Annotated in this window: 14 protein-coding genes; 8 read left to right on the forward strand and 6 right to left on the reverse strand. The window is 72.3% G+C overall.

All coding sequences use genetic code 11. The features are described from left to right. Window positions 1-186: 186 nt before the first annotated feature. Window positions 187-894, reverse strand: coding sequence for a DUF1013 domain-containing protein (locus tag MKL01_RS02385; RefSeq protein WP_243903634.1), 708 nt, complete (start codon window positions 892-894; stop codon window positions 187-189). Between the two features lie 458 nt (window positions 895-1,352). Then, the gene (locus MKL01_RS02390) at window positions 1,353-2,027 is read right to left on the reverse strand and encodes a TetR/AcrR family transcriptional regulator (protein ID WP_243903635.1); all 675 of its coding nucleotides are present in this window, start codon (window positions 2,025-2,027) and stop codon (window positions 1,353-1,355) included. A gap of 77 nt (window positions 2,028-2,104) precedes the next feature. Between MKL01_RS02390 and MKL01_RS02395 the strand changes: the two genes are divergently transcribed. Together MKL01_RS02395 and MKL01_RS02400 are read left to right on the forward strand one after the other, a co-directional pair. Further along, on the forward strand, window positions 2,105-3,304 hold the full coding sequence (locus MKL01_RS02395) for an HlyD family secretion protein (RefSeq protein ID WP_243903636.1): 1,200 nt from the start codon (window positions 2,105-2,107) through the stop codon (window positions 3,302-3,304). Then, window positions 3,301-4,878: a DHA2 family efflux MFS transporter permease subunit gene (locus tag MKL01_RS02400; RefSeq protein ID WP_243903637.1), complete on the forward strand. Its 1,578-nt coding sequence runs from the start codon at window positions 3,301-3,303 to the stop codon at window positions 4,876-4,878. Before MKL01_RS02395 ends, MKL01_RS02400 begins: the two co-directional genes overlap by 4 nt. 413 nt (window positions 4,879-5,291) lie before the next feature. Here the strand turns inward: MKL01_RS02400 and MKL01_RS02405 are convergent, their stop codons facing one another. Both MKL01_RS02405 and MKL01_RS02410 read right to left on the reverse strand, forming a co-directional pair. After that, entirely contained in the window at window positions 5,292-6,284 is a 993-nt protein-coding gene (locus tag MKL01_RS02405; protein ID WP_243903638.1) for an ABC transporter substrate-binding protein, read from the reverse strand. A gap of 300 nt (window positions 6,285-6,584) precedes the next feature. Beyond that, window positions 6,585-7,622: an ABC transporter substrate-binding protein gene (locus MKL01_RS02410; protein ID WP_243903639.1), complete on the reverse strand. Its 1,038-nt coding sequence runs from the start codon at window positions 7,620-7,622 to the stop codon at window positions 6,585-6,587. A 177-nt stretch (window positions 7,623-7,799) separates the two neighbouring features. Between MKL01_RS02410 and MKL01_RS02415 the strand changes: the two genes are divergently transcribed. Next, entirely contained in the window at window positions 7,800-9,476 is a 1,677-nt protein-coding gene (locus MKL01_RS02415) for a cache domain-containing protein (RefSeq protein ID WP_243903640.1), read from the forward strand. A 6-nt stretch (window positions 9,477-9,482) separates the two neighbouring features. On the opposite strand, the gene MKL01_RS02420 is transcribed toward MKL01_RS02415, so the two are convergent. Together MKL01_RS02420 and MKL01_RS02425 are read right to left on the reverse strand one after the other, a co-directional pair. Continuing rightward, window positions 9,483-9,905: a GFA family protein gene (locus tag MKL01_RS02420; RefSeq protein WP_243903641.1), complete on the reverse strand. Its 423-nt coding sequence runs from the start codon at window positions 9,903-9,905 to the stop codon at window positions 9,483-9,485. Window positions 9,906-10,055: 150 nt separating this feature from the next. After that, entirely contained in the window at window positions 10,056-10,706 is a 651-nt protein-coding gene (locus MKL01_RS02425) for a TetR/AcrR family transcriptional regulator (RefSeq protein WP_243903642.1), read from the reverse strand. A gap of 104 nt (window positions 10,707-10,810) precedes the next feature. Here MKL01_RS02425 and MKL01_RS02430 point away from each other — a divergent pair, with 104 nt between their 5' ends. The 5 genes from MKL01_RS02430 (at window position 10,811) to MKL01_RS02450 (ending at window position 16,371) form a co-directional block, all read left to right on the forward strand. After that, the gene (locus tag MKL01_RS02430; protein WP_243903643.1) at window positions 10,811-11,485 is read left to right on the forward strand and encodes a PspA/IM30 family protein; all 675 of its coding nucleotides are present in this window, start codon (window positions 10,811-10,813) and stop codon (window positions 11,483-11,485) included. A 44-nt stretch (window positions 11,486-11,529) separates the two neighbouring features. After that, entirely contained in the window at window positions 11,530-11,805 is a 276-nt protein-coding gene (locus tag MKL01_RS02435) for a YiaA/YiaB family inner membrane protein (RefSeq protein WP_243903644.1), read from the forward strand. 238 nt (window positions 11,806-12,043) lie between these two features. Beyond that, window positions 12,044-13,516, forward strand: coding sequence for a short-chain fatty acid transporter (locus MKL01_RS02440; protein WP_243903645.1), 1,473 nt, complete (start codon window positions 12,044-12,046; stop codon window positions 13,514-13,516). Window positions 13,517-13,699: 183 nt separating this feature from the next. After that, complete coding sequence (locus tag MKL01_RS02445; RefSeq protein ID WP_243903646.1) at window positions 13,700-14,734, forward strand: TRAP transporter substrate-binding protein; 1,035 nt, start codon at window positions 13,700-13,702, stop codon at window positions 14,732-14,734. Further along, on the forward strand, window positions 14,734-16,371 hold the full coding sequence (locus tag MKL01_RS02450) for an acyl-CoA synthetase (protein WP_243903647.1): 1,638 nt from the start codon (window positions 14,734-14,736) through the stop codon (window positions 16,369-16,371). The genes MKL01_RS02445 and MKL01_RS02450 overlap by 1 nt, the downstream gene beginning before the upstream one ends. Window positions 16,372-17,046 lie beyond the last annotated feature (675 nt).

A 17,046-nucleotide genomic window follows, 5' to 3' on the forward strand; every position in this document is an offset into this window, starting at 1 on the left:
CGGCGTGCCGGACCTTGCGCGGGCACGCCGTGCGGATCCTCCCGGCGCGGCGACCGGCATCGGCCCGTGCGGGCCGCGGCAGGTCCCCGCGCCCGCAGGGGAGCGGGGATCCGGCCCTCGGCCGGGCGTCGCCGCGGACGCGGCTGCGTGCGGAGGACCGCCCTCGCGGCGTCGGCGCTGCGGGACTTACTCTTCGTCGTCCTCGTCCCGGTTCCGGCCCTTGAGGTTGGCGAACACCGAGGCGGCGTCGAGCCGCTCCTCGCGGCCGCCATGCGCGTCCGCCTCCTCGTGCTCCGGCTCGCGGGCGGTCGAGACCTCGGTCGGCAGCAGCGAGGCGCCGGATTCGCCCGCCACCGCGGCCGGACGGTCGGCCGCCGCGCGCTGGACCTCGAAATCGAGGTTGATCTGGGTGGCGAGCCCCAGCGTCACCGGGTCCATCGGCTGGAGCGAGCCCGAATTCCAGTGGGTGCGCTCGCGGATCTGCTGGATCGTCGACTTGGTGGTGCCCACGAGGCGGATGATCTGCGAATCCTTCAGCTCCGGGTGGTTGCGCAGCAGCCACAGGATGGCGTTCGGCCGGTCCTGGCGGCGCGACAGCGGCGTGTAGCGCGGCCCCTTGGTGGTGCGCTTCACCTCCGGCAGCTTCACCTTCGAGACGGCGGGCTTGAGCTTGTAGTGCGGCGCCTTCTGGGCCTTCTCGATCTCGTCGCGGGTGAGCTGGCCGGTGGAGACCGGGTCGAGCCCCTTGATGCCGGCCGCGACCTCGCCGTCGGCGATGCCCTTCACCTCCAGCGGGTGCAGCTTGCAGAAATCGGCGATCTGCTCGAAGGCCAGCGAAGTGTTCTCGACCAGCCAGACGGCGGTCGCCTTCGGCATCAGCGGACCCTGGGACATGTCTTCTCGTGCTCCGGCCTGGCGGGACGGGGGCCGGGCACCGGGCCGCGGGCTCCGGATGATCGATCCGGAAGTCCCGTCTCACGCTGTCGAATGGGGATGGGCCACTATAGGGCGGGGCTCGGGGGGGCGCAATCGCGCGTTCGAGCGCCGAGCCTCGATTCTCCGGGCCCCGGAGATACGGCTAAGCTTCATGCCGTGAGCGTGACCGACTCACCCGCGAAGGCCGCACGCGGCCGGTTGCGGCCGGGAGTGTGGAGAGATGGTCGTCTCTCTGGCATGGTCCCGACAAGCAGACGGCGAGTGGAGACTCACGCACCGCCTCGCCGTCCACGCGCTTGTCTGGATTTGGCTGGCCCGCGTGAGCGGGTAATTGCCAGGGACCGGCGGTAGCCGCCGCCGGTCCCACTCCCGAATATAACGCAGCCCGGACCCCCCAACAACGCTTGGGCCGCCCATCAGCGCGGGCGCACCCCGTCGAGGAACAGCCGCACCGCCGCCTGCCGCCGCCGCTCCTGCATCTCCGGGTCGGTGGCGATGCCGTAGAGCGTCGCCTGGGACGACCGGCCGAGGACGAGGCTGAGGAACAGGTCGGCGGCGATCTCGGGATCGGCCACCGCGATCCGCCCGCGCCGGGCCAGCGCGTCGAGGAGCTGCGCCACGGCGCGCACGCCCCGCAGCCAGCCCTCCTCGTGGGCGAGGCGGGCGAGTTCGGGGAAGTGCAGCGCCTGGGCCACGAGGTTGCGCTTGAGCATCGCCGCCCCGGGCGTCTGCCCGTGGGCCAGCAGGGTGCGGCTCAGATCGTGCAGGGTCGCCTCGACGTCGTCGGTCCCGGCCTGCGCGGCCTGCGCCTCGGCGGCGGCCGCCAGAGGCGCCAGCCACGCGGCGATCCGCTCGCGCAGCACCGCCTCGAACAGGGCCCGCTTGTCGCGGTAGCGGGCATAGACCGTCGGCTTGCTCATCCCGGCGGCCTCGGCCACCGCGTCGATGGAGGTGGCGTCGAAGCCCCGCTCCAGGAACAGGCGCGTCGCCACCGCGATCAGGTGCGCCTCGCGCCGGACCGCCTCCGCCCGGGTGGGCCGGCCGCCCCGCCGCAGCCCGGCCTCCGCCCGCCCGATGTCCGTCACCGTCACCCGCGCTCCTCCTTGCCGGCCGCCGCAATCCGCATTATCAAAACGATACCGTACCGTTTTGATTCTGGCCAGACCCGATGGACGCACGTCGCAGCGACAGCTTCAAGAGCGCCGAGCCGGTGGCGACCGGCGCGTCGCCCCCGGCCATGCCGGCCGCGAAGCCGCGGCGCGGCCGGGCGCGGGTCATCCTGCCCCTGGTCGGCCTGCTCGCGCTCGGCGGGGCGGGGACCTATGGCTGGCACTGGTGGACCGTCGGCCGCTTCCTCGAGACCACCGAGGACGCCTATCTCCAATCCGACAAGGTCACGGTGGCGCCGCGCATCGCCGGCATCGTCGCCGAGGTGCGGGTCGGCGACAACCAGCCGGTCAGGGCCGGCGACGTGATCGCGCGCCTCGACGATCGGTCGTACCGGGTCCAGCTCAAGCAGGCCGAGGCCGAGGTCGAGAAGGACCGGGCGCAGGTGCTCGGCGTCGCCGCGGCGATCATCCAGCAGAAGGCGCAGGTCGCCTCGTCGCGGGCCGACCTCGCCAATGCCGAGGCCGCGCTGACCTTCTCGCAGCAGGAATACACCCGCTACCAGAACCTGCTGCAGACCGGCTCGGGCACGGTGCAGCGCCAGCAGCAGGCGGATGCCGACCTGCGCCAGCGCCACGCCGCCCGCGACAAGGCCGCCGCCTCCCTCGACGCGGCGGAGAAGCAGATCGACAGCCTCAAGGCGCTGGAGGCCAGCACCCGGGCGAGCCTCGCCGGGGCGCAGGCCAAGGTCGAGGGGGTGCGGCTCGACCTCAGCTACACCACCGTCGTCGCCCCGGTCGACGGCGTGGCCGGCGACCGGGCGCTGCGGGTCGGCCAGGTCGTCTCCGCCGGCACCGGGCTCCTGACCCTCGTGCCGATGGGCCGGGACATCTACCTCGTGGCGAACTTCAAGGAGACCCAGACCGGCCACATGGTCGAGGGCCAGCGGGTGACCTTCACGGTGGACGCCTTCGGCGACCACGCCTTCCAGGGCCGGATCGAGAGCTTCTCCCCGGGCACCGGCTCCCAGTTCGCCCTGCTGCCGCCGGAGAACGCCACCGGCAACTTCACCAAGGTGGTGCAGCGCGTGCCCGTCCGCGTCGCCCTCGACCCGGCGGACCCGCTGGTCGCCCGCCTGCGCCCCGGCCTGTCGGTGGAGGCCACGGTCCACACGGCCGACCCGGTCGAGCCGGTCGATCCGGCCCGGGGCCGGCCCAAGCCCGCTCCGGCGGCCCTCGTCAGCGAGGCCCTGCCCCGATGAGCGCCGTGCCGGCCGTGGCCGCCCCTGAGGCGAAGGCGAGCCTCCGGGACTGGCTGGCCGTGTTCGGCGCGATCCTCGGCGCCTTCACGGCGATCCTCGACATCCAGATCACCAACGCGTCGCTCGCCGACATCCAGGGCGCGCTCGGCGCCTCCACCGAGGAGGGGAGCTGGATCTCCACCGCCTACCTGATGGCCGAGATCATCGTGATCCCGCTCACCGGCTGGCTGTCCTCGGTGATCGGCCTGCGCCGCTACCTCGCGGTGAACACGATGCTGTTCACCGCCTTCTCGCTGGCCTGCGCGCTCTCGACCACGTTGAGCCAGATGATCCTGTTCCGGGCGGCCCAGGGCTTCACCGGCGGCGTGCTGATCCCCACCGCCATCGTGATCGTGCGCACGCGGCTGCCGAAGAGCCAGCAGGCGGTCGGCATCGCGCTGTTCGGCCTGACCGCGACCTTCGCGCCGGCCATCGGCCCGACGGTGGGCGGCTGGCTCACCGACAACCTGTCCTGGCATTACATCTTCTACCTGAACCTGATCTTCGGTCCGATCGCGGCGGCGATCCAGCTCGGCGCCTTCGAGACGGCGCCGGCGCGCTGGGGCGAGTTGCTCCGGGGCGACTGGATCGGGATCGGCCTGATGGCGATCGGCCTGCCGGCCCTGACCTTCGTGCTGGAAGAGGGGCAGCGCAAGGACTGGTTCGGCTCCCCCGTGATCGTCGCGGCGAGCTGGCTGGCGGCCGCCGGCATCGCCGGGTTCATCACCCGCGAGCTGACGGCCTCCCGGCCCTTCATCAACCTGCGGGTGCTGGCGAACCGTTCGGTCGGGGGCGCCTGCGTGCTGATGACCGTGCTGGGTGCGGTGTCCTACGGGTCGATCTACATCATCCCGGTCTACTGCGCGCAGATCCAGGGCTACAACGCCGAGCAGATCGGCACCGTGGTGATGTGGTCGGGCCTGCCGCAGCTGCTGCTGTTCCCGATGATGCCCCTGCTCATGCGCGCCGTCGACGCGCGGCTGCTCGTGGTCACCGGCACCCTGTTCTTCATCGCGAGCTGCTGGATCAATGTCGGCCTGACCCACGATGTCGGCGCCGACCAGCTGATCCTGCCGCAGATCCTGCGGGCCGTCGGCCAGCCGCTGTTCACGATCCCGCTCTCGCAGCTCTCCACCGTGGGGCTGAGCCCGCGCGACACCGCCGACGCCTCGGCTTTGTCCAACATGATGCGCAACCTCGGCGGCTCGATCGGCATCGCGCTGCTGTCGACCCTGATCGACCGGCGGGAGCATGTCCACTTCTCGGTGCTGGCCGAGGCGATCACCGTCAACGCGACCCGGACGCAGGAGCGGCTCGCGGCGCTGGCCGCCGGGATGCACGGGCGCCTCGCCGACCCGGTCGCCGCCCACGGCGTCGCCCTGGGCCGGCTGGCCGCCCAGGTCCGCCGGGAGGCCACCGTCATGGCCTACGCGGACGGGTTCTGGCTGGTGGGGGTGAGCCTCGTGGCGAGCCTCGCCGTGGTGGCGATCCTCAGGAAGCCCCAGCGCGCCGCCGGGCCCGTGGAGGCGCATTGACGAGCGGCTTCGTACCGGGCCGGTCCGGGTTTCGAAAGGTCCGGGACCCGGCCCTTCCAAGGTGTTTGGCCGAGCGCGTTGCGCGAGATCGGCGCCCCGGGGCCATGACGCGCGCGCCCTCTTTCCCGGACAGGTGGAGCGCAGCGGAACCGGATCCGGGATCCGGCACGAAAAGCGCCGCGCAAGCGGCTCAGGTCGATCCAGAGCGCCGCTTCGCGACGGCGTGTGCCGGATCCCGGGTCGCATTCCGCTTTCGCTGCATGCGCCCGGGACAGGGCCGTGCAGACCGGCTCGACGCCCTGTCTCGGGTCCTGGCCCAACACCTTGAAGGGGCCGGGTCCGAGACCTTTCGCGGGTGCAGGGCTCCGCCCGATGTCGGGCTTCACCCGAGCCCCCGCCGAAGGGATGCGGCTCTAATCGATGATCTCATCGGCCTGGGCGAGGAGCGCCGGCGTGACGGTCAGGTCCAGATCCTCCGCGACCGTCGCGTTCAGGATGAAGGTCAGCCGATTCGGCCCCTGGATCGGAAGTTCGCCGGGCTTGGCGCCGTGCAGGATGCGGTTCACGTAGTCACCCGCCTGCTGGAACCCGACGGCCTCCTCGGATCCGTAGGAGGACAGCCCGCCGGCCGTCACGAAGTAGCGGAACGGGTAGAGGGCCGGGATCCGATGGCGGGCCGCCAGGGCCGTGATCAGGCTGCGATTCTCGAGGCTGAAGGCGCCCGGCGCGACCAGAAGCCCGACAGGCCTCAGGGCGCTCAGCCGCTCGAAGGTCGGCTCCAGATCCGCCCGCTCGCTCAGCGGTATGATCAGCGGCTCCACCCCGAGGCACCGGCTGACCTGCTCGATCGCCTGCGCCAGCGCCACGGAGACCGGGCTGCTGGCCCCGTCCTGCAGGAAGGCGATCCGCTTCACATCCGGAGCGATCTCCCGGAGCAATTCCACCCACTTGCCGCCGACGGACGGCTCCAGGACGGTGAAGCCGGTCATGTTGCCCCCGGGCTTCTGCATCGTCGCGACGATGCCCTGGGCAACCGGATCGCTGACCTGGAGGAAGACCACCGGCGTCTGCTGCGGGCGGCGGCGCAGGGCCAGGGCCACCGCGGTCGAGCGGCTGACGATGACGTCCGGCTCCGACGTCAGGATCTCGGGCAGCGCTTCATCGATCTGGGCGGGGTCGCTGCCGACGGACGCGACGATCAGCGTCAGGTTCTTTCCCTCCTCCCATCCGTATTTACGAAGGGATTCTCTCAGAAGCCGCTCATTTTCAACGAAGTGTGGATCACTCTTCGGCATGGGGAAGAGCGCCGTCACCCGGCGGATCCGTTCAGGGGCAGCAAAGATCGTCGACCGGCCCGAGACCAGGACACCACCCGCGACAAGACCGACGATGTTCCGCCGCCGCATGATCCGCCTCTGCTTGCCGGATGCTTGCCGCCAAGGGAGCGTGATTTGAAATGGTTCGGGCGCGAGAGCAACCTGCGGCCGCGCGGGGCGGCCGGCAGTCCGGAACAACCTTCCGGCCTGGACATCGTCGACCGCGACGCCGCCGCCCCGGGGACGGGACGGGACGGAGGTCCCCGGCGGGTCGCATCGAGAGCTGCGCCCGATCGCGCTGCCCGCGCGCGCAGCTCCAAGCCCTTGTTGTGACGCGCTCCCTTGCGCCGAACCGGCGTCCGCTTCGGCGGAGCGCGCGCGAGCGCGCGCCTACCGGCCCGGCAGCCCGTGGACGATCGGGAAGAACGTGTCCTTCCAGTCCTTGGGCTCGGCCTTGATGGTCTTCATCGCGTAGAAGTGCCGGGCCTGGAGCATGATGCCGTAGGGCGTGGTGGAGAAGGTCGTCCCGGGTTCCTTCATGATCGCCACGAGCGTCTCCGGCGGGGTCTTCTCGTTGGTGGCCGCCACGTAGTCCTTGGCGGCCTGGAGCGGGTCCCGGGTGATCTCGGCATTGGCCTCGTCGATGGCGGCCACGATGGCGGCGGCGAGCTTGGGATTGCGGGTGTACCAGCCGGTCCGGGCGTAGAAGATCGCGTTGCTCACCGGCTCGCCGACCAGCTCGTAGGAATTGAGCACCGCGTGGATCGCCGGATCCTGCAATTCGCGCTGCTGGAACGGCGGCAGCGAGAAGTGGCTGTTGACCTCGTTGCGGGGGCTGGCCAGCGCCGCCACCGCGTCGGGATGGCCGAGCTGGACGGTGAGCGGGTCGAGCTTGGTCGCGTTCTCAGGCCCGAAGGCCTTCTTGGCGGCGATCTGGAGCAGCACGGCCTGCGACGAGACCTTCACGGAGGGCAGCGCGATCTTGTCCTTGCCGGAGAAGTCGGCGACCGTCTTCACGTCCGGGTCGCGGGTCAGCAGCAGCATCGGCGTCGAGCCGACCCCGCACAGGCCCTTCACGTCGCCGCGGGTGCGGTCGTTGAGCAGCAGCATGTTGGTGGAGCCGCTGTCGACGATGTCGATGTTGCCCGAGAGCAGCGCGTCGTTGCCGGCCGCGCCGCTCGTCAGGTTGACCCATTCCACCGTCACGTCCCCGAGGCCGGCCGCCTTGGCGTGCTTCTCGATCAGCTTGTGCTGCTCGGCGAGCACCGCGGGCAAGTAGACGAAGCCCGGCTGCCGGCTGATCCGGACCTTGGCATCGTCGGCCCGCACGGGGGCGACGAGCGAGAGCCCGGCCAGCAGCAGGGCCGCCGGCCCCGCCCCGAAGAGGCGGCCCAGCCGCAACGAGCCCGTCCGCGACGCACGCACCATGACGCTTCTCCCTGTGGCCCGCCGGCTCTACGTCCGTGCCGGGCTTGTCGTCGGGCGCGAGTGGACAGCCTCGCACAAGCGCGCGCAAGGGCCTGTCTTCACGCTCTGCTAAGGCTGACGCCCCACACTGGGACAACCTGTAGGTTCGTCGCGGGGGCGCAGGTGAGAATTCGCCAGGTGAAGATCGGAATCGGGGCGAAGCTCCACACCATCACGGCCGCCGCGCTGGTCGGCATCGTCGCGGTCTCGGGGATCGGGCTGTTCAGCCTGAAGGCCCAGGTCGAGCAGGGGCGCATGGCCAAGACCCGCAACCTGGTCGACACGGCCTACGGGGTCGCGGCCTATTTCGAGGGCGAGGAGCGGGCCGGGCACCTGTCCCGGGCGGACGCCCAGGGGGCCGCGGTCCGGGCCCTGAAGGGTCTGCGCTACGACGACCAGGAATACTTCTGGGTCAACGACATGCAGCCCCGCATGGTGGCCCATCCGATGAAGCCCGAGCTGGAGGGGAAGGACCTCTCCGCCCTGCAGGACCCCACCGGCAAGCGCCTGTTCGTGGATTTCGTCGCGCTGGTGAAGCGGCAGGGCCAGGGCTTCGTCGATTATTATTGGCCCAAGCCCGGGGCCGACGCGCCCGTGCCGAAACTCTCCTACGTGCGCGGCTTCGCCCCCTGGGGCTGGGTGATCGGCACCGGCATCTACGCCGACGACACCGCGGCGATCCTGTGGGGCGCGGCCCGGCAGGCGGCGGCCGGCATGCTCGTGGTGGTGGCGCTGATCGGCCTGCTGGCGGCGCTGATCGGCCGGCGGCTGACGCGGCCGCTGCTCGCCCTGAACCGGGCCATGCACCGCCTCGCGGCCGGCGAGACCGACGCCCCGGTGCCGGCGCGGGCCCGCACCGACGAGATCGGCGCGATGGCGGGCGCCGTGCAGGTGTTCAAGGACGTGCTGATCGCCAAGGCCCAGGCCGACATCCGCGCCGTCGCCGATGCCGAGGGCGGCGCGCGCCGGGCGCAGGTCCTCGACCGCCTGACCCGGGCCTTCGAGGCGCGGGCGGGCGATCTCAGCCGCGGACTCGCCGCGGCGGCCTCGGAACTGGAGACCACCGCACGGACGCTGACCGCCACGGCCGCGCGCACCACCGAGCGCTCCGGCGCGGTCACCGCGCAGGCGGCCGGGACCTCGGCCGACGTCCAGACCGCGGCGGCCGCCACCGAGGAGATGTCGGCCTCGGTCCAGGAGATCGCCGGGCAGGTGCAGCGCACCTCGGAGATCGCCGGCCGGGCCGCCGCCAGCACCCGCCAGGGCGAGGCCACCGTGCGCGCCCTGGCCAGCGGCACCGAGCGGATCGGCGACGTGGTCGGGCTGATCGCCGCCATCGCCGGCCAGACCAACCTTCTGGCGCTCAACGCCACCATCGAGGCGGCCCGCGCCGGCGCCGCCGGACGGGGCTTTGCCGTGGTGGCCTCGGAGGTGAAGGCGCTGGCCGAGCAGACCGCCAAGGCCACCGAGGAGATCTCGGGCCAGATCGGCCGGATCCAGGGCGAGACCCGGGAGGCGGTGGCGGCGATCGGCGAGGTCGGCCGGACCATCGAGGAGATGCGCGGCATCGCGGTCGGGGTCGCGGCCGCCATGGAGGAGCAGAACGCGGCGATCCACGAGATCGTGCGCGGGGTCGCCAGCGCCGCCGCGGGGGCGCAGGGCGTGTCCGACAACGTGGTCGACCTGCGCCACGGGGCCGACGAGACCGGGGCGGCCTCCGCGCAGGTGCTGGCGGCCGCGCGCGGCCTCGCCCGGGGATCGCAGGAGCTCGATCAGGCGGTCACGGCGTTCCTCGCGGAGGTGAAGGCGGCCTGAGCGGCCTCACCCCGCGCCGGTGAAGCGGAGCGTCCCCGCGCGGCGCGTCGGCCGGCCGGTCTCGCCGGTGTGGTTGATGCCGTCCATGACCGGCACTTCGGGGAAGTCGAAGGGGCTGACCCCATCCAGGCACGCCACGTTGACGGCGTACAGGGTCCGGTCGGACCGGCGCTGGTGGTGCGTGTAGATCCCGCAGCGGCCGCAGAAGAAGTGCTCCGCCGACCGGGTGTGGAAGCGGTAGCTGGTGAGTGCGTCCGCACCCTGCAGGATCGTGATCCCGTCCCTCTCGGCCATGGCGACGACGGCGCCGCGCATCCGGCAGTAGGAGCAGGTGCAGCGGCGGATCGTGTCGAGATCGGCGCTGAGGGTCGCGGCGAAGCGCACCGCGCCGCAATGGCACTGGCCGGTCCGAACGGTCGTGTCGCCCATGCCGTGTCCCGCGCCTGCCTCGAAACCCGTCCGAGCCTATCCCCGGGGCCCGGGCCGGACAATTCTCGATGTCTCACGCGGCGTGTCAGGAAATCTCACGCGGACGGCGCGCTGGCGCGGTCCGGGAGCCGCGCCGTCGGCGCCCGGGCTTCACCCGCCACCCCGGGCCGGCCCCGCCCCGCCCGGAAACCCCCGCACCGCCGCGCGCACCAGGGCGTCGATCATCGGGCGCACGTCGTCCGCCCCCAGGGGCCCGAGGCTGCCGAGATCGGCCAGGTAGGCCATGCCGTGGACGCTCGACCACAGGGCCCGGGCCATGACGGGGATCTCCGCCGCGGGAAGGCCGCCGCCGTCGCGCAGCACGCCCTCCAAGATCCCGAACAGGGCCGCGATGTCCGCCTGGACCGGGTCGGGCGCCGCCACCGTGCGCCGCTCGAACAGCGTCGCCCAGGCGGGGTGGTTCCCGGCCGCGAAGGCCAGATAGGCATCCGCCAGGCACAGGAGCCGCTCGGCCGTCCCCCGCGCCGGGCAGGCGGCCAGCGCCGCCGTCAGGGCGTCCCGCAGGCGGTGCATCGTGACCGCGCTGGCCTCCAGCCGCAGCAGCTCCAGGCTGTCGAACAGCGTGTAGACCGAGCCCACCGCGGTGCCGGCCCGCTCCGCCACTCCGCGGGCCGTCAGCGCCCCCGAGCCGCCCTCGTCCAGGATCGCCACCGCGGCGTCGATCAGGACCCGGCGATCCGCCGCCCGGTCGGTCTGCCCCTTCCGCGGCCGGCCGCGCACTTTTTTCTGAACAGCGTTCATTTTATCCCTTGCGGAGGGTCCCCATCGCCTCTAACTCTTTCATGAACGGTGTTCAATAAAACCCGGACCGGGTCCGGGGCTCCGTTCCAGCGAGGTGCCCGGTGATGCGAACCCTCTCCATCCTGATGCGGGGCGTGATCGTCGACAACGCCCAGGCGATCCACGACGCGAACGCGGTGACGATCCTGCGCCAGCAGATCCGGGACGCCGCCGGGGCGATCGCCGCCGCCCGGCGGGAACTCGCCGTGGCGCTCGCCTACCACGCCGCCGAGGCGCGGGCCCTCGCCGCGATCGGCGCGCGCATCGACACCCTGTCGGACGGGGCCCGCCGGGCGCTCGCCGACGGGCGCGAGGATCTCGGGACCGAGGCGGCGGCGCTCATCGCGGCCCTGGAGGACGAGCGGGCCGACCGGCGGGACGCCGCCGACCGCTTCGCCGCCGAGACCGGGCGCCTGAAGCGTCTCGTCGCCCAGGGCGCCGAGCGCCTGCGCGACCTCGACCGCGGCCTCCAGACCGCCCGCACCGCCGAGGCCCTGCGGCGGGCCGGGCTCGAGGGCCGCCGGGTCACGACGCTCTCGGCCGGGGCGCTCGGCGAGGCCGAGCGGACGCTGGCGCGCCTGCGCACGCGCCAGGCCGCCGAGGCGGACGTCGCCGAAGCCCTGGCGGATCTGGAGGCCGCGGCGACCGCCGGGATCGAGGCCGACCTCGACGCGGCGGGCTACGGCCGCCGCCGCACGGATCCGGGGGCGGTGCTCGACCGCCTCCGGGCGCGGGCCTGACCGCCCTGCCCTTCCCCCAGACTTCACCCGCAGGAGCACACGAGATGACGCCGCAGATGCCCCACACCGCCGCCTGGAAGACCTTCACGCTGGTCAGCTTCTCCGCCGCCGCCGGGATGCTGGCGATGGGGATCTTCTTTCTGCCCGCCGACATCTGGATCAAGGGCTATCTCGCCATGGCGGCGATCTTCCTCACGGGCACGACCTTCACCCTCGCCAAGACGCTCCGCGACGAGCACGAGGCGAGCCGGCTGATCAACAAGATCGAGGACGCCGCCTCCGAGCGGGTCCTGCGCGAGGCGGTGCCGGGCCGGCTCTGAGGCCGGCGGCGTCGGCGCCCCCGTCGTGGACGGGGCGGGCCTCGGGCGGCGCCGCGCGGGGCCGCCTCGCAGGGTGAGGACCCGCCTTCGACCCGGGCCCCGGCCCCATCCGCGTCGCGCCCCGTCACGGTTCCGCCGCGCTGTCACCGTCCCGCTCAGGGCCACCGCTTGAGATCGGATCCGGCCGCGCCATCCTGCCCCGACGGCCGGCCGCAAGAGCCGGTCCCGGAGGAAGTCCATGGCGATGGGATCGGCCGAAGCAGCCCGTGACACGCGCGCGCCCCCCGCCGATCCGGGCGCGGCCCGGGCCGTCGGGACCCTGGAGCGGCTCGGGGGGCGCTTCACCAACTGGGCGGAGCGCTGGTTCCCGGACGCCTTCATCTTCGTGGCCATCGCGGTGGTGATCGTGGCGCTCGGCGCGCTCGCCAACGGCGCGCCGGCCGCGTCCGTCGCCAAGAGCTTCGGGGACGGCTTCTGGAGCCTGATCCCCTTCACCATGCAGATGGCCTTCGTCACCATCGGCGGCTACGTCGTGGCGGTGTCGCCCCCCGTGCAGGCGCTGATCGAGCGCCTGGCGCAGGTCCCGAGGACCGGGCGCGGCGCGGTCGGGTTCGTGGCCGGCGCCACCATGCTCGCGTCGTTCCTCAGCTGGGGTCTCAGCCTGATCTTCGGCGGCCTGCTGGTCCGGGCGCTGGCCCGCCGCACCGACCTGCGGATGGACTACCGCGCCGCGGGCGCCGCCGCCTACCTCGGGCTCGGCGCCACCTGGGCGCTCGGCCTCAGCTCCTCGGCGGCGCAGCTCCAGGCGAACCCGGCGAGCCTCACCAAGACCCTGCTCGCCATCTCGGGCGTGATCCCGTTCAGCGAGACGATCTTCCTCTGGCAGTCGATGCTGATCGCCGCGATCCTGTTCGTGGTCTCGATCGCGATCGCCTACGCCTCCGCGCCCCGCCGCGAGACCGCCGTGACCGCCGAGACCCTCGGCGTCGACGTGGCGCGCGAGTCGACCGACGTCCCCCCGGCCCGCCAGCCCGGCGAATGGCTGGAGCACTCGCCGATCCTGACGCTGCTCCTCGTGCTGATCGCCGGCGGCTGGATCGTGCAGGAATTCGCCCGCCAATCCTGGATCGTGGCGATCTCGAACCTCAACACCTACAACCTGCTGTTCCTGACCCTGGGACTCCTGCTGCACTGGCGCCCGAAGCGCTTCCTCGGGGCGGTCGCCAAGTCGGTGCCGGCCACCGCCGGCATCCTGATCCAGTACCCGCTCTACGCGGCGATCAGCGGCATGCTGACGGTGCCCAAGAACGCCGCCGGCACGTCCGTCTCCGATGCCATCACCCACGCCTTCGTCAGCCTCAACACCACCGGCACCTTCCCGCTGACCATGGGCGTGTACTCGGCGATCCTGGGCTTCTTCGTGCCCTCCGGCGGCGGCAAGTGGCTCCTGGAGGCGCCCTACGTGCTGCAGGCGGCGAACGAATTGAAGGTCCATCTCGGCTGGGCGGTGATGATCTACAACGCCGCCGAGGCGCTGCCGAACCTGATCAACCCGTTCTGGATGCTGCCGCTGGTGGGCATCCTCGGCCTGAAGGCGCGCGACATCGTCGGGTTCAGCTTCCTGCAGCTGATCGTCCACCTGCCGCTGGTGCTGTTCCTGCTCTGGGCGCTCGCCTTCACGCTGACCTACCGCCCGCCCGTCGTACCGTGAGGGACCGGGCCGCGCCGGTCCCCGGGGCGCGGCCCGTTACGAAAGCCCGCCTCCGCCCGGGGCGCCCCGTTGACTGCGTCCGGCCAGCGGCTATCGAGGCCGAGCGCTCCAGGTTGAGTCCGCGCGTGAACGACGCGGGCCCGGGACGCGCCGGGCCTACGCGCCCGTCCCAGGAGGAGCGCCATGTCACTGTCCCGTACGCCCCTGTCCCGCCGGCGATTCCTGGCGACCGGCTCCACGGCGATCCTCGCCGGCACGGTGGCGGCGCCGCACGTGGCGCGGGCCCAGCGGGCGGACTTCACCTACAAATACGCCAACAACCTGCCCGACACGCACCCGATGAACATCCGCGCCCGCGAGATGGCGGAGGCCCTGCGCACGGAGAGTGGCGGCCGGTTCGACCTCAAGATCTTCCCGTCGAGCCAGCTCGGCTCGGACACCGACACGCTGAGCCAGCTCCGCTCGGGCAGCGTCGAGTTCTTCACGATGTCGCCGCTGATCCTCTCGACGCTGGTGCCCAACGCGTCGATCAACGGCATCGGCTACGCCTTCCCGAACTACGAGGCCGTGTGGCCGGCCATGGACGGGGAACTCGGCGCCTGGGTCCGCCAGCAGATCGCCAAGGCCGGCCTCGTCGCCATGGAGAAGATCTGGGACAACGGCTACCGCCAGACGACCTCGTCGACCCGGCCGATCGCCACGCCCGACGACTTCAAGGGCTTCCGGATCCGCGTGCCGGTCTCGCCGCTCTGGACCTCGATGTTCCGGGCCTTCGACGCCTCGCCGGCCTCGATCAACCTGAACGAGACCTACTCGGCCCTGCAGACCAAGATCGTCGAGGGCCAGGAGAACCCGCTGGCGGTGATCGCCACGACGAAGTTCTACGAGGTGCAGAAATACTGCTCGCTCACCAACCACATGTGGGACGGCTACTGGTTCCTGGCGAACCGGCGCGCCTGGGAGCGCATCCCGGCGGACCTGCGCGCGATGGTGGCCCGGCACATCGACGCCGCCGGCCTGAAGGAGCGGGCCGACGTCGCCCAGCTCAACGCCAACCTCCAGGCGGATCTCTCGAAGAACGGCATGGTCTTCAACAAGCCCGACCCGGAGCCGTTTCGCGACAAGCTGCGCAAGGCCGGCTTCTACGCCGAGTGGAAGGGCCGGTACGGCGAGGAGGGCTGGTCGCTCCTGGAGAAGGCCTGCGGGAAGCTCGCCTGATGGGCGCCGCCGGGGCGCCGCGCGGCGGGGTCGCGCCGCGCGGCGGCGTCGCGCCGTGCTCCCGGCGGGTGATGAACCTCGCCCATTTCCTGCGCCGGGCCGCGCGCCGCTTCCCGGACGCGGTCGGCCTCGCCTGGGGGACGCGGACCTGGACCTGGGCGGAACTCGACGCCCGGGTCGACGCCATGGCGGCGGCGCTCGCCGCCCGGGGCGTGACCAAGGGCGACCGCGTGCTGGTCCAGGCGCGCAACGGCAACCCGCTGTTCGAGTCGATGTTCGTGTGCTTCCGCCTCGGGGCCGTCTGGGTGCCGACGAACTTCCGGCAGACGCCCGCGGAGGTCGCCTACCTCGCCGGCGCCAGCGGCGCCACGGCGCTGATCTGCGGCGCCGAGTTTCCGGACCACGCCGCCGCCGTGCGGGCGGCCTGCCCGGACCTCCGTCTCGCGATCGCGATCGGCGGCGCCGCGTTCGGAACGGATTACGACGGCCTCGTTGCGGAGCATCGGGGCCAGGCCGCGCCCGCCGCCGACGTGGAGCACGACGACCCGTGCTGGTTCTTCTTCACCTCGGGCACGACCGGGCGCCCGAAGGCGGCGGTCCTGACCCACGGCCAGATGGCCTTCGTGGTCACCAACCACCTCTGCGACCTCATGCCGGGCACCACCGAGGTCGACGCCTCCCTGGCCGTGGCGCCGCTCTCGCACGGGGCCGGCATCCACCAGCTGGCGCAGGTCGCGGCGGGCGCCAAGACCGTGCTCACCGCCGGCACGCGCCTGGACCCCGCCGAGGTCTGGGACCTGGTCGCGCGCTGGCGCATCACCAACCTGTTCACCGTGCCGACCATCGTGAAGCTGCTGACCGAGCATCCGGCGGTCGCCGCGCACGACCATTCCAGCCTGCGGCACGTGATCTACGCCGGCGCGCCGATGTACCGCGCCGATCAGAAGCACGCGCTGCGGGTGCTCGGCCCGGTGCTGGTGCAGTATTTCGGGCTCGGCGAGGTCACCGGCAACATCACGGTGCTGCCGCCGCGCCTGCACGCGGCCGAGGACGGGCCCGACGTCAAGGTCGGCACCTGCGGGGTCGAGCGCACCGGCATGCAGGTGCAGATCCAGGACCCGGTGGGGCGCGAGGTCCCGGCGGGGGAGACCGGGGAGATCTGCGTCTGCGGCCCGGCGGTGTTCGCGGGCTACTACGACAACCCGGAGGCCAACGCGGCGGCGTTCCGCGACGGCTGGTTCCGGACCGGCGACCTCGGCCATTGCGACGCGGAGGGCTTCCTGTTCATCACCGGCCGCGCCTCGGACATGTACATCTCCGGCGGCTCGAACGTGTATCCGCGGGAGATCGAGGAGACGCTCCTCACCCACCCGGCGATCTCCGAGGCCGCGATCCTCGGGGTGCCGGACCCGGCCTGGGGCGAGGTCGGCGTGGCGGTCTGCGTCGCCCGGCCCGGGGCTGCGGTGGCGGAGGCGGAGCTGATCGCGTGGCTGTCGGCCGCGGTCGCCCGCTACAAGCTGCCCCGGCGGGTGTTCTTCTGGGACGCCCTGCCGAAATCCGGCTACGGCAAGGTGACCAAGCGCGCGATCCGCGCGGATCTCGAGGCCCGGGGCGACCTCCCCCTCGCGGGACGATGAGGCCGCAAACCCGATGAGGCTTCCGGCGATCTCCCCCGATTGATGCGGCGCCCGCCGTCTATGCGCGCGGAGCGAAGCAACCCAGGGCAGCGCGACGTCGCGGAGCGTGGCGCCGCTGGACCGCTTCGCCGCGCGCAAAGCCGGCGGGGGTGAGATCGGCACCCCGTCGGGATGCTGATCGGGGAGCCGTGTCGACCACAGGGCAGCCAACCGGACGGCCGGCATTCGACGTCGGAAGACGGACCGGTTCACGTCCCGCCGCGCGCATTATGATCGCGCTGCATGACAGCTCAGAGATGCAGCCCCTGACAGATCCATGGAGGGACGCGCATATTGCAGTGCAGCAAACCGGGCGCCCTGCCCGGCCAGGACCGGGATCTGGGCACGATGACCACGTTCGCGAACCTCGTCAGCCGTCTCGAAGGCGCGGTGCGGCGCGTCGCTGCCGGGCGCTACACCGAGCAGCGCGAGCGGATCGTGCGCACCGGCGGCGCCGGCATGATCTGACCGGTCCCCTCCCCCGGTCGGACGGCTTCAGAGGAAGCCGATCGAGAACCAGGGGACGAGGATGATGACGAGGAGGCCGGCCAGGAGGGCCACGATGTAGCCGACGATCGGGCGCATCCCGGCGTCGGGATGGATGCGGCTGATCGCGCAGGCGGCGTAGTAGCCGAC

Source organism: Methylobacterium sp. J-070 (genome assembly GCF_022829385.1).
Classification (GTDB): Bacteria; Pseudomonadota; Alphaproteobacteria; order Rhizobiales; family Beijerinckiaceae; genus Methylobacterium.

Excerpts from the sequence above, each read along its gene's own strand:
- MKL01_RS02385 (WP_243903634.1), bottom strand. The coding sequence starts at position 894 with ATGTCCCAGGGTCCGCTGATGCCGAAGGCGACCGCCGTCTGGCTGGTC.
- MKL01_RS02395 (WP_243903636.1), top strand. The coding sequence starts at position 2,105 with ATGGACGCACGTCGCAGCGACAGCTTCAAGAGCGCCGAGCCGGTGGCG.
- MKL01_RS02400 (WP_243903637.1), top strand. The coding sequence starts at position 3,301 with ATGAGCGCCGTGCCGGCCGTGGCCGCCCCTGAGGCGAAGGCGAGCCTC.
- MKL01_RS02405 (WP_243903638.1), bottom strand. The coding sequence starts at position 6,284 with ATGCGGCGGCGGAACATCGTCGGTCTTGTCGCGGGTGGTGTCCTGGTC.
- MKL01_RS02410 (WP_243903639.1), bottom strand. The coding sequence starts at position 7,622 with ATGGTGCGTGCGTCGCGGACGGGCTCGTTGCGGCTGGGCCGCCTCTTC.
- MKL01_RS02420 (WP_243903641.1), bottom strand. The coding sequence starts at position 9,905 with ATGGGCGACACGACCGTTCGGACCGGCCAGTGCCATTGCGGCGCGGTG.
- MKL01_RS02425 (WP_243903642.1), bottom strand. The coding sequence starts at position 10,706 with ATGAACGCTGTTCAGAAAAAAGTGCGCGGCCGGCCGCGGAAGGGGCAG.
- MKL01_RS02430 (WP_243903643.1), top strand. The coding sequence starts at position 10,811 with ATGCGAACCCTCTCCATCCTGATGCGGGGCGTGATCGTCGACAACGCC.
- MKL01_RS02435 (WP_243903644.1), top strand. The coding sequence starts at position 11,530 with ATGACGCCGCAGATGCCCCACACCGCCGCCTGGAAGACCTTCACGCTG.
- MKL01_RS02440 (WP_243903645.1), top strand. The coding sequence starts at position 12,044 with ATGGCGATGGGATCGGCCGAAGCAGCCCGTGACACGCGCGCGCCCCCC.
- MKL01_RS02445 (WP_243903646.1), top strand. The coding sequence starts at position 13,700 with ATGTCACTGTCCCGTACGCCCCTGTCCCGCCGGCGATTCCTGGCGACC.
- MKL01_RS02450 (WP_243903647.1), top strand. The coding sequence starts at position 14,734 with ATGGGCGCCGCCGGGGCGCCGCGCGGCGGGGTCGCGCCGCGCGGCGGC.